The sequence below is a fragment of the Sphingobacterium sp. UBA7253 genome, assembly GCF_002472745.1.
GTDB lineage: Bacteria > Bacteroidota > Bacteroidia > Sphingobacteriales > Sphingobacteriaceae > Sphingobacterium > Sphingobacterium siyangense.
In genome coordinates, this window is record NZ_DKSP01000108.1 from 58,950 (window position 1) to 70,568 (window position 11,619).

Sequence of the window (11,619 nt, forward strand, 5' to 3'; positions counted from 1 at the left end):
CTATCTTTGTTTTAAGTTTATACTAGTGTTAACCAGGAGTTCATGATTAAAGGGCTCGGTTTCATATTTATAGTGTTGATGATCGTATTAATTTGTCTCCACATTGAACAAAAATAAAATTATTAATGATCCGGTATATGGATTTGTCGCTATTCCTACAGGATTGGTCTTTGACCTAGTGCAACATCCTTATTTCCAAAGGCTCCGCTATATTAAGCAGGTGAGCATGACACATCTCGTCTATCCCGGAGCTTTGCATACTCGTTTTCAGCACGCCATAGGAGCGATGCATTTGATGTCGATGGCATTGGAAACTTTGAGGAGTAAAGGTGTTATAATTTCAGGGGATGAAGAGGAGGCTGTTCTGTCGGCAATATTGCTGCATGATATAGGTCACGGCCCTTTTTCACATTCCTTGGAGCATAGTTTGATTGAAGGTGTTTCTCATGAGCTATTGTCTTCCCTTTTAATGGATCGAATCAACAATGATCTGGGTGGAAGACTAAGTCTTGCAATTACAATCTTTAATAATAAATACGAACGTAAATTTCTTCATCAATTGGTGTCGAGCCAATTGGATGTTGATCGAATGGACTACCTCAATAGAGATAGTTTTTTTACAGGCGTATCGGAAGGCGTCATCTCATTTGACCGGATTATAAAAATGCTCAATGTGGTGGAGGATGAAATAGTGGTGGAGTATAAAGCACTTTATTCTGTAGAGAAATTTCTGATTGCGCGGCGGTTGATGTATTGGCAAGTCTATTTACACAAGACCGTTATCGGTGCGGAACAGTTATTGATTAAAATTCTGCAGCGGGCAAAATATTTGACGGCTGCTGGCCATAAGCTCTTTTCTACTCCGGCGTTTCATTGGTTTTTAAGCCAGCAGGTCAACAAAACTAACTTTTTGGATGACCCGTTACATTTGGATTGGTTTACTCGTTTAGATGATACGGATATTATGTCTGCCATAAAAACATGGGAACGTCATGAGGATCCTATTTTAAGTACAATGTGCCAACGTGTTATGAAACGTAATCTATATCGATCTGTCATGAGTGATAAGCCATTCTTGCCAGAATATGTTGATTTAGTAAAGGCGAAAGTACAAGCTGAGATGGGGGTGGCTCAAGAGGATATCCATTATTATGTATTTATGCAAGAAATTCAAAACCGGGCCTATAATTCTTCCAGGGATCAAATTAAAATACTATTGAAATCGGGCGAGCTCGTCGATATAACGGAGGCTTCTGATCTAGGTAATTTGGAAGCACTGTCGAAAAATGTAGCTAAATACGCCTTATGTTATCCAAAAGAGGTGGGATATGTTGCAATTACTTCCATCAAGTAGTTATTTTTTAATAAAAAAACATAGATTTGTACCATGCAATTTACTGCTCAACAAATAGGGACATTATTAGAAGGACGGATTGAAGGAAATCCAGAAGTTACTGTAGGTAACCTTGCCAAAATTGAGGAAGGTAAAAAAGGCGATCTTTCTTTTTTGTCAAATCCAAAATATGAGCATTTTATTTATACTACTGATGCCTCGATTGTAATTGTTAATGAAGATTTACAATTGACGCAGGCAACTAAGCCAACATTGACGATCATAAGGGTTAAGAATGCATATGCTGCTTTCTCTACTATTTTGAATATGTATAATGAGTTTCGTCTTGACAAAAGCGGACGTGAGGAACCACATTTTATACATGCTGAAGCGGAGATCGGCCAAGGAGGTTATATTGGTGCATTCGTATATATTGGGCGTGGGGCTTCCATTGGAGATAACGTGAAAATCTACCCACAAGTCTATATTGGCGATAAAGTTACGATTGGCGATAATACAACACTCTACCCAGGCGTAAAGATTTATCATGATTGTAAGATTGGGAAAAATGTGGTAGTACATTCTGGTGTTGTGATTGGATCGGATGGATTTGGATTTGCTCCACAAGAAGACGGAACATATAAAAAAGTACCTCAGATTGGTTATGTGCAAGTGGAGGATAATGTCGAGATTGGCGCCAATACTGTAATCGATAGGGCAACAATGGGCGCTACAATAGTGCGCGATGGTGTTAAGTTGGATAATTTGATTCAAATTGCACATAATGTTGATATTGGAAAGAATACCGTAATCGCAGCGCAAACAGGTATTTCTGGTAGTTCAAAAATTGGAGAACATGTGGTTTTAGGAGGTCAGGTTGGTGTCGTTGGACATATTGTTGTTGCAAAGGGATCTCAAATCCAAGCCCAATCAGGAGTGAATAGATCGATTAAAGAAGAAGGTAAAAAGTGGGGCGGTACGCCAGTGATGCCTTACCAGCCGCAGTTGCGCTCCAATGTAATTTTTGCACGTCTTCCTGAGTTGGAAAAACGAATCCAAGAGTTAGAAAAGTTAGTAGAAAAAAAATTGAAATAATTATTTTTCATTGAAAATAAACTGTTCTTTAATTGTGATGAAATAATCATTCCTAGCAAGGCGATGGCGAACATCGATATAGCTTAAAGGATAAATGTTTTGTCAAAAGAAGTTTTGATTTAAAAATATGTTATTAGAAATGAATGTAAAACAGAGAACCATCAAAAACGAGGTTGAAATTTCGGGGGTAGGTCTTCATACAGGAAAAATTGTATCGATGACTATTAAACCCGCTCCGGAAAATCACTGGTTTAAGTTCAGACGTGTAGATTTAGAGGGGCAACCAGAAATTTTGGTTGATGCGGATAATGTTACGGATACCTCCAGGGGGACGACAATAACGCAGAATGGAGCAAGTGTGAGTACAATTGAACATTTGATGGCATCGTTAATTGGTTTACAAATTGATAATGTGCTGATTGATATTGATGGTCCTGAAATACCAATTCTAGACGGTAGTTCAGCTATTTTTGTGAAGTTGTTAGAGGAAGCGGGATTTGAGGAACAAGATGCTGATCGGGATTATTATGAGATTTCGAATAATATTCATTATGCAGAGCCAGATCGCAAAGTCGAAATACTGGGCATGCCAATGGATGGTTATCGTTTGACTTGTATGATCGATTTTAATTCGCCTGTGTTGGGAAGTCAACATGCAGCAATAACATCGATTGAGGATTTTAAATCTGAAATAGCCTCTTCGCGTACGTTTTGTTTTTTACACGAATTGGAAATGTTGGTTGATCATGGCCTTATTAAAGGTGGTGATTTAAGTAATGCAATCGTTATTGTGGACAAGGAGACTTCTCCTGAGGAATTGCAAAAATTAGCGCATCTTTTTCATAAAGAAACCGTTGCAGTTGCTAAGGAAGGAATATTAAACAATAATCAATTGCGTTACCAAAATGAACCTGCTCGACATAAATTGTTGGACATGGTTGGAGATTTAGCGCTAGTCGGAAGACCTTTGAAAGGGCATATTATGGCTGCAAGGCCAGGCCATGCAGCGAATGTGGCTTTTGCAAAAAAGATAAAGGAGCAGATCAAGAAAGATAAAACACGTAAAAAAATTAAAGTTTACGATCCCAATATGCCGGCATTATACGATACGGTTGAAATCATGAAGATTTTACCTCATCGTCAACCCATGCTTATGGTCGATAAAATTCTTGAGTTGACAGAAACACATGTTGTGGGTTTGAAGAATGTTACCATGAACGAAGATTTATTTATGGGACATTTTCCTGGTGCACCATTATTCCCTGGTGTTTTGCAAGTAGAGGCTATGGCACAAACAGGGGGAATTTTAGTACTGAAGACGGTTCCTGATCCAGAGAATTGGTTGACCTTATTCCTTAAAATTGAAAATGCACGTTTTAAAGCGCAGGTAACTCCAGGGGATTCTGTTATTTTTAGATGTGACTTGATGGAGCCGATCCGAAGAGGTATCGCAAAAATGAAAGGTGTGGCTATGGTAGGAGAGAAAATCGTGTGTGAAGCGGAGCTTATGGCACAGATCGTAAGAGTAAATAACAACTAAAGTAGTATAGATGATACAGCCATTAGCTTATATTCATCCGGAGGCAAAAATTGCTAAAAATGTGGTCATCGAGCCATTTGTAACCATTTATAAAGATGTCGTCATTGGTGAAGGCACTTGGATAGGATCAAATGTGACGATCATGGATGGAGCTCGAATTGGAAAAAACTGTAAAATATATCCCGGTGCAGTAATCTCTGGGGAACCTCAAGATTTAAAATTTGATGGTGAGATTACCACAGCTGAAATTGGAGACAATACAACCATTCGTGAGTGTGTAACAATCAATAGAGGAACCAAGGATAGGTATAAAACGGTCATTGGAAAAAACTGTTTGATCCAAGCTTATAGTCATGTTGCACATGATTGTGAAGTAGGTGATAATTGTGTTTTTTCGAACAACAGTACACTTGCTGGACATATTACAGTAGGTGATTATGTTGTACTTGCTGGAATGGTTGCTGTTCACCAATTTGTCAAAATTGGTTCGCATGCATTTGTTACCGGTGGTTCATTGGTGCGTAAGGATATTCCTCCTTTTGTTAAGGCCGCACGTGAACCGATTTCTTATGCTGGTATTAATTCTGTTGGATTGAGAAGAAGAGGATTTTCGGAAGAGCAAATTGCCGAGATTCAGAATCTTTATCGAATTCTTTTTGTCCAAAACAGAAACCTGGCTAAAGCAATAGAAATTATAGAAGCTGAATATCAGGCAACGGAAATCCGTGATGAAATTTTGGATTTTATTCGGAACTCCGGCCGGGGTATCATGAAAGGATTCAATAATAGAGCGATGTAGTCGCGTTGTCGATTCTAGTGAATTTGAAAATTACATTAAAAGATATTGGTAGGAGGTATAACAATGAATGGATTTTTAGGCATATAAACTATACCTTCGAGTCCGGCAAGAGTTATGCCATCCTTGGCCATAATGGTTCTGGGAAGTCCACTTTCCTAAAAGTGCTTTCAAGTAGTTTGACACCCTCATCGGGTGAATTGATCTACACGGATGGAGACCAAGTCCTAGGTGTGGAAACTATATATCAGCAGCTGTCTCTCGCAGCTCCTTATGTTGAACTGATCGAGGAGTTTACCTTAAACGAGCTGATTGATTTTCATTTTAAATTTAAAAATTATCTTCCTTCTTTTGATAAAGAAACTGTTGTAAACGTATTGGGATTGGAACATGCGCTTGACAGAGAGATCCGGTTTTTTTCATCAGGCATGCGTCAACGTGTAAAGCTAGCGCTAGCTTGTTGTTCTGCATCTGCCTTGGTTTTGTTGGATGAGCCTACAAGTAATTTGGATAGTGCGGGTGAACAATGGTATCTTCGTTTAATTGAGCGCACAAAAGTGGAATCTAGATTGTTTATCGTCTGTTCCAACCAAAAAAAAGAGTATGAATTCTGCGATGAAAGTATTTCTATCGTCGATTTCAAGTCTTAGGGGATCAACAATTGTTTCTGCCCTATTAAAAATAGGAGAAAAGTTTTTTGTCCTGTATCAAAAATGATTATTTCCCATAAACCATCAAGATTGCATAACCATTAACAGCTACGAAAGTGAACTGAAGGTTCTCTCCGGCCAATAAAAACAAACACTTTCAGAAAAAAAAGTAGCGAATGAAATTTTAATAACACAATTAGTTTTTGTACTTTTGACGACTCAATAATGAGATAACCGTTTAAAGTTCAATTCAAAGAATGGCTAAGGCATCAGAGGTAAAATCAGGAAATATCTTAAGATTTAATGGAGAATTAGTATCCGTAGAAGAATATATACACCGTACACCAGGCAATTTACGTGCGTTTTATCAAGCGAGAATGCGTAATGTTAAAACTGGTAAGTTAGTTGAATACCGTTTTAGAGTTGACGAATCTGTAGAAATTGCACGTGTAGAAACTAGCGATTATCAGTATTTGTATGAGGATGGAGATTTCTTCGTGGTAATGGATAACAATACATACGAGCAATTCAATATTCCTAAATTTTTGTTCGGTGATTCAGCTCGTTTCTTGAAAGAGGGAATGACTGTAATTATTGCTTTTGAAAGTGATGAGCCTATCATGGCAGAAGCTCCAAAAAGTGTTGAGTTAGAAATTACATATACTGAACCGGCTGTAAAAGGAGATACTTCTACAAATGCGTTGAAAAAAGCAACTGTAGAGACTGGTGTTGAAATTATGGTACCGTTGTTCATTAATCAAGGTGAGAAAGTAAGAGTCGATACGCAAACAGGTAATTATATCGAGCGCGTAAAATAATAGAAAGATTTTAGGTTTAGGTTGATTATTCGGTCTTGTTAGCGCTCGCTACAAGGCCGTTTTTTTTATGACTAGACTGCGTTTAACACCTGGTTTTTCTATTCTGAACGAGAATTTCTATTTGCTTTTGAAGCTTAAATAAAAATTGAATTGGAAGGAATGCTATTTTTGATTGATCTTGGCATAAGTGATGGAATTTAATGGGGATTTTGGTAAGAAAGGGAAATAAATTTTAGGAATAACTATTCTACAAATGAAATCGAAACAAGAATTACGACTTGAATATAAAACTAAGCGATGTCAATTGTCTTTAGAGAGAGAAACTGCGCTCAATGAACGATTACTTTCGCAATTTACAAAGCTTGATCTCTCAAGGGTCGAATTTTTGCATATTTTCCTTCCCATAGGGAAATACCACGAACCCAATACATATTTAATAATAAATTATATTCAAGAGTTTTTTCCGCAGATAAAGATCGTTGTTTCGCGATCTAATTTTGATGATTACTCGATGCAACATTTCATATTGGATGAACATACACGATTTGAGACGAACAACTGGGGTATTCCAGAGCCAACCTCTGGCATTAAGGTAGCTTCATCGCTTATTGATATGATTATAGTGCCGTTGTTAATTTTTGATCTTTTCGGCTATAGAGTAGGTTATGGAAAAGGGTTTTACGACCGTTTTTTCTCGTCTTGTAAAGTTGGTGTACAGCGTGTCGGACTATCTTTTTTTAATCCAATTGATGTTATTGCAGATAAAAATGAATATGATGTCCAATTAACGAAAGCTATTACACCAGATCATATTTATCATTTTTTTGATGACAAGTAATACTATTGGTCAGAAGAAGAATCGCACCGCTTTTTGTGAATAGTCACAAGGCTTTTTAAAAAGCGGCTTCTTTGTTTAATTAGCGAACAATAGTAGCGTATTATTTAATGTACTATTCTTATTTTTAATAAAAGAATGTAAGGTCTAATTACGATCTAAATCTTAACTGTGTTTGTAGTTGGTTGATTTTGTCTCATGATGATTTAATTAAAATTATTTTTTATTTTTATTGCGAAATTCAATGCCTGTGCCGATATGTTTCGATGTCTTCTATTTTTTCTTTTCCTAACAATCATACCTTGTCATGTTGTCTACGGGATGGATTTAATGGATTCCAATTCCTCGATTGAGGAGAAGAACTTTTACGAAACAATTATAAAAGAATCAGCGCAGTATCAATCCTCTAGTCTGTCGTTAAGCAAATATCTTGCACCATATTTTAGCCAAGCGGTACGAAAAAATGATAAGGCACTTTTGGCAATCTATTATTGTTTACTGGCGGATCAGTCGTTTAATGCCGAAGGCGCAAGAAATAACTTTAGTGATAAATACTATTTAAAAGCGCTGGACCTTGAAGAAGGCTATAGCTATCAAAATGTACGCATTTGGGTAAAGGTAATGTATGGCTTTTACCTATATCGATGCCTGAAAGCCTCTGAGGCATTACCTTTTATCTTGGAAGGAGAGAAAGGGCTTGAAGATATACCGAAAGAGCTTGTTTTAGACCTAACGCAAACTTACAAGAAGCTTGGCTATTTTTTTGGAACTTTAGGTGATTATACTTCTGGAATTAAATATCTGGATTTAGGGCAACGACAAGAACAAATTTCACCGAAATTGAAAGCTGAAATCTTGGACAATTTAGGTTTACTGACATTGAAAAGTGGTGGTGATACCTTGCAGGCAATGAAAATTTTTGAATTGGCTCAAACTTTAGCACTTTCAGAAAATGACTCATTACGCTACGCGAAGATCTTAGGTAATCAGGCGGCTGTGTTTGAAGGTATGAAGGATTACCATAAGGCTTTATCGCTCCTAGATAAAGATCTTGAGATTTCCAGATCTCTTGGGAATGACCGAAATACAATTTTCGCCTTAGTGATGCGTATTCGATTAAATATAGCGAATAAGGAAACGAAGGATGTTCGTCATATGATTGCGGAAGCTGAATCTCTTTTATTGGGCTCGGATGATAAGAAGACAATACTTGAACTTGAGATTCACAAGTTGAATTTGGCGATGCAAAGTAACGATATAGGTCGTGAGCTGAATGCACGAAGAAGAATAGAACGTCTCCAAGACTCATTACGTTTTTTAGATGGTGATCCAGTATTGTCCCAATTGAAGTTTATGGCCGACAAGCAAAAGTACGCCGATAAATTATCGCTGGCACAAGCTGTTATTAAGAAAAAGCAAGCTGAGAGGCGATTATGGCTAATATTAAGTTTATTGGTATTGGTATTATTCTTTTTTATTTATAATGCTATTCGATCCCGTGCTAGAAAACGGATACGTGACTATGAATATCAGCTTCTTAATTTAAAGTATACAAAAGCAGAATTAGACAGGGAACTGGTGAGTTCTAAAAGCCAAGTTGAAGAATACGTCGCTTATCTTAAGCGGAATAATGAACAGATAAATGTACTTTCTGCGATGCTTGAAGAAAAAGGGAATGTTGTTGAAAAAGATCGCGAGGAGCTAAAAATATTGTTGCAGTCACATCTCATCACTGAAGAGAAATGGCAGGAATTTAAATTATTGATTGTAAAAGAATTTCCCAATTTACTCCAGGATATACAATCTAGATTTCCCGATATAACGGAATCTAATCTGAGGGTAATTGTGCTTATGAAACTGGGGCTAAATAATAAGGAAGTAGCCAACGTATTGGGGGTTACTCCAGACGCGATAAAAAAATCTATGCAGCGCTTGAAAAAGAAGCTCGGAGATCAGGCCGGGATGCTCATGGAATATATTTCCGACAAGGAGTTTGTTTAATGTCGACCTTCAGTTGGCAGAAGGACCCTTTGGGAGCCAAGTTATGACCGTCTACGTTTTTAAGACGGTCATATAAAGTTAAGCTGGGTATAATGCTTTGCTGTAGCAGCAGAGGCTACTGTTTAATCCAATGGATTTTCCTTCAGATTTTTTTCCCATGCCCAGGCAGAAGCCATCATTTCATCAATACCAAGTGCTGCTTTCCAATGCAACTGATTGGCCGATTTAGTGACGTCCCCGTAAACTTTGATGATATCTCCGTCACGACGTGGACCAAATTCGTAATTTAATTTTTGTCCTGAAGCTTTCTCAAAAGCCTTGATCGCTTCAAGGACAGAATATCCATTTCCTGTTCCCACATTAAAGACATCGTATTTTCCGTTCGGGTTGCCTTTTTCCAATAATCTGATTGCTGCAACGTGAGCTTTTGCTAAATCAACAACGTGGATATAGTCGCGGATACAAGATCCGTCCGGTGTGTCGTAATCAGAGCCAAATACCGTCAATTTTTCTCTTTTTCCAATGGCTGTTTGTGTGATAAAAGGAAGCAGGTTCTGAGGAACACCGTTTGGTAATTCACCGATCAGTGCCGACTCATGTGCACCTACAGGGTTGAAATAACGGAGCGCAATAATATTGTAGTTGTCATATGCAGCAGCAGTTTCCTGTAGAATTTCTTCAGCAATTTGTTTTGTATTTCCATAAGGAGAGGTTGCCTTTTTCACGGGAGCACTCTCGTCTACAGGTAAGTAGTCTGGCTCACCATATACGGTACAGCTTGAAGAAAAGACAAAATTAATAGGCTTATTTTGATATGCCTCTAATAAGTTAATTAACGAGAAGAAATTGTTGTGGTAATATTTCAAAGGCTTCTGTACAGATTCACCTACAGCTTTAGAGGCCGCAAAATGGATAATTCCTGAGATATCGGTATTGTTTTTTACAAATTCATTCACGCGTTCTGTGTCACAAAGGTCAAATTGGTGAAATTCAGGTCTAACGCCGATGATCTTTTCAACCTGATCCAAAATTTTGATGTTTGAATTGGACAGATCATCCACGATGACAGGTACATATCCTGCTTGATGTAGTTCGACTACTGTGTGCGAACCGATATAACCTGTTCCTCCTGTGACTAGTATTTTTTTGTTCATTATTGTTGATTATAGTAAGTAAAGTCTTTATGTGATAAGTTATCCAAAGGGATCTTTTTGTAAAATGCTATGGTTTTTTTCAATCCTGTTTTTCGGTCTATTTGAGGTTCCCAGGCTAATTTTGATTTGGCCAAGCCAATATCGGGTTTCCGTTGTTTGGGATCATCAACCGGTAATGGTTCGTAGACGATTTTACTCGAGCTGTCTGTCAATTCGACAATTTCATGGGCCAATTGTAGCAAGCTGATTTCGTCTGGATTACCAATATTTATAGGTGTAGCACATGCCGAATGCAACAAGCGAAAGATGCCTTCGACCTGGTCGTCAATATAACAGAATGATCGTGTTTGTGAACCATCGCCAAAAATCGTGATGTCTTCGCCACGTATCGCTTGTGCGATAAAGGTGGGAATAGCTCTGCCGTCATTGAGACGCATTCTGGAACCAAAGGTGTTAAATATCCTGACAATACGGGTATCCAGACCATGTGCATTGTGATAGGCCATCGTTATTGCCTCTTGGAAGCGCTTCGCTTCATCGTATACACCACGAGGTCCCACGGGATTTACATTGCCCCAGTAGTCCTCGGATTGTGGTGAAACCAGTGGATCGCCATATACCTCAGAGGTGGAGGCTACCAAAATGCGTGCTTGTTTAGCACGCGCTAGGCCCAAGAGATTATGTGTGCCCAAAGATCCTACCTTCAATGTTTGTATGGGAATTTTAAGGTAATCAACGGGACTGGCTGGCGAAGCGAAATGCAGGATATAATCCAAGTGCCCGGGAACGTGCACAAATTTTGAGACATCGTGATGATAGAAGTCAAAATTTTCCAACTTAAATAGATGTGCTATATTCTGTAGATCTCCGGTAATCAGGTTGTCCATTCCAATTACATCGTAATCTTCCGCAATAAAGCGATCGCAAAGGTGAGAACCGAGGAAGCCAGCTGCTCCTGTTATCAAAATCCGTTTGCGATGTTTATTTTCCACTCAATGGTTCCGTTTAATGAAATGGGTTTAATATCTTTGACTAAGATAAACATTATTTTAAAAACATGCGTTTGCTTTATTCAATTGGAATCTTTCTTTATGGACTCTTACTGCGTATTTTGGCTCCTTTTCATGCCAAAGCCAAGCTCATGGTAGAGGGACGAAAAGACTGGTATTCGAGGATGAAACAAACGGTTGATTCTTCCCAAAAACATATTTGGTTTCACTTTGCTTCATTGGGGGAATTTGAGCAAGGAAGACCTGTCCTGGAAGCAGTGAAAAATAATTATTTGGATCATAAAATAATTGTAACATTTTATTCTCCCTCTGGCTATGAAATCAGAAAAAACACTGCTTTGGCCGATTATGTTTTTTATCTCCCCTACGATACTGCTCAGCACGCAC

11 protein-coding genes are annotated in these 11,619 nt (G+C 38.1%); 9 read left to right on the plus strand and 2 right to left on the minus strand.

Annotation, left to right across the window (positions count from 1 at the left end; all coding sequences use genetic code 11):
• Positions 1 to 103 precede the first annotated feature (103 nt).
• The 8 genes from B2X72_RS10640 (at position 104) to B2X72_RS10675 (ending at position 9,068) form a co-directional block, all read left to right on the plus strand.
• Positions 104 to 1,354 carry an HD domain-containing protein gene (locus tag B2X72_RS10640; RefSeq protein ID WP_075990786.1) on the plus strand — a complete coding sequence of 417 codons (1,251 nt, stop codon included), beginning with the start codon at positions 104 to 106 and terminating at the stop codon, positions 1,352 to 1,354.
• Between the two features lie 33 nt (positions 1,355 to 1,387).
• A complete protein-coding gene (gene lpxD, locus B2X72_RS10645; protein WP_075990787.1) occupies positions 1,388 to 2,428 on the plus strand; it encodes a UDP-3-O-(3-hydroxymyristoyl)glucosamine N-acyltransferase in 1,041 nt (346 codons plus the stop codon).
• Positions 2,429 to 2,567: 139 nt separating this feature from the next.
• Positions 2,568 to 3,968 (plus strand): bifunctional UDP-3-O-[3-hydroxymyristoyl] N-acetylglucosamine deacetylase/3-hydroxyacyl-ACP dehydratase, encoded by a 1,401-nt coding sequence (locus tag B2X72_RS10650; RefSeq protein ID WP_172840641.1) that lies wholly within the window; start codon positions 2,568 to 2,570, stop codon positions 3,966 to 3,968.
• Positions 3,969 to 3,978: 10 nt separating this feature from the next.
• Entirely contained in the window at positions 3,979 to 4,767 is a 789-nt protein-coding gene (lpxA, locus tag B2X72_RS10655; protein WP_075990789.1) for an acyl-ACP--UDP-N-acetylglucosamine O-acyltransferase, read from the plus strand.
• Between the two features lie 17 nt (positions 4,768 to 4,784).
• Entirely contained in the window at positions 4,785 to 5,414 is a 630-nt protein-coding gene (locus B2X72_RS10660; protein ID WP_312208582.1) for an ABC transporter ATP-binding protein, read from the plus strand.
• Between the two features lie 257 nt (positions 5,415 to 5,671).
• Positions 5,672 to 6,232, plus strand: a complete 561-nt coding sequence (gene efp, locus B2X72_RS10665; RefSeq protein WP_046674772.1) for an elongation factor P — start codon at positions 5,672 to 5,674, stop codon at positions 6,230 to 6,232.
• A gap of 253 nt (positions 6,233 to 6,485) precedes the next feature.
• Positions 6,486 to 7,070: a 5-formyltetrahydrofolate cyclo-ligase gene (locus tag B2X72_RS10670; RefSeq protein ID WP_145327251.1), complete on the plus strand. Its 585-nt coding sequence runs from the start codon at positions 6,486 to 6,488 to the stop codon at positions 7,068 to 7,070.
• A gap of 318 nt (positions 7,071 to 7,388) precedes the next feature.
• Positions 7,389 to 9,068: a helix-turn-helix transcriptional regulator gene (locus B2X72_RS10675; RefSeq protein WP_145327249.1), complete on the plus strand. Its 1,680-nt coding sequence runs from the start codon at positions 7,389 to 7,391 to the stop codon at positions 9,066 to 9,068.
• A gap of 122 nt (positions 9,069 to 9,190) precedes the next feature.
• Here B2X72_RS10675 and galE read toward each other — a convergent pair whose 3' ends face one another.
• Together galE and B2X72_RS10685 are read right to left on the minus strand one after the other, a co-directional pair.
• A complete protein-coding gene (gene galE, locus B2X72_RS10680; RefSeq protein WP_088160000.1) occupies positions 9,191 to 10,222 on the minus strand; it encodes a UDP-glucose 4-epimerase GalE in 1,032 nt (343 codons plus the stop codon).
• A complete protein-coding gene (locus B2X72_RS10685) occupies positions 10,222 to 11,214 on the minus strand; it encodes a UDP-glucuronic acid decarboxylase family protein (protein WP_145327247.1) in 993 nt (330 codons plus the stop codon). Before B2X72_RS10685 ends, galE begins: the two co-directional genes overlap by 1 nt.
• A gap of 65 nt (positions 11,215 to 11,279) precedes the next feature.
• On the opposite strand from B2X72_RS10685, the gene B2X72_RS10690 reads away from it, so the two are divergent.
• Positions 11,280 to 11,619 (plus strand): 3-deoxy-D-manno-octulosonic acid transferase (locus B2X72_RS10690; RefSeq protein WP_286849560.1); only part of this gene is annotated, 340 nt, incomplete at its 3' end.

Coding starts and splice junctions, on each gene's coding strand:
- lpxD (WP_075990787.1), top strand. CDS start 1,388: ATGCAATTTACTGCTCAACAAATAGGGACATTATTAGAAGGACGGATT.
- B2X72_RS10650 (WP_172840641.1), top strand. CDS start 2,568: ATGAATGTAAAACAGAGAACCATCAAAAACGAGGTTGAAATTTCGGGG.
- lpxA (WP_075990789.1), top strand. CDS start 3,979: ATGATACAGCCATTAGCTTATATTCATCCGGAGGCAAAAATTGCTAAA.
- efp (WP_046674772.1), top strand. CDS start 5,672: ATGGCTAAGGCATCAGAGGTAAAATCAGGAAATATCTTAAGATTTAAT.
- B2X72_RS10670 (WP_145327251.1), top strand. CDS start 6,486: ATGAAATCGAAACAAGAATTACGACTTGAATATAAAACTAAGCGATGT.
- B2X72_RS10675 (WP_145327249.1), top strand. CDS start 7,389: ATGGATTTAATGGATTCCAATTCCTCGATTGAGGAGAAGAACTTTTAC.
- galE (WP_088160000.1), bottom strand. CDS start 10,222: ATGAACAAAAAAATACTAGTCACAGGAGGAACAGGTTATATCGGTTCG.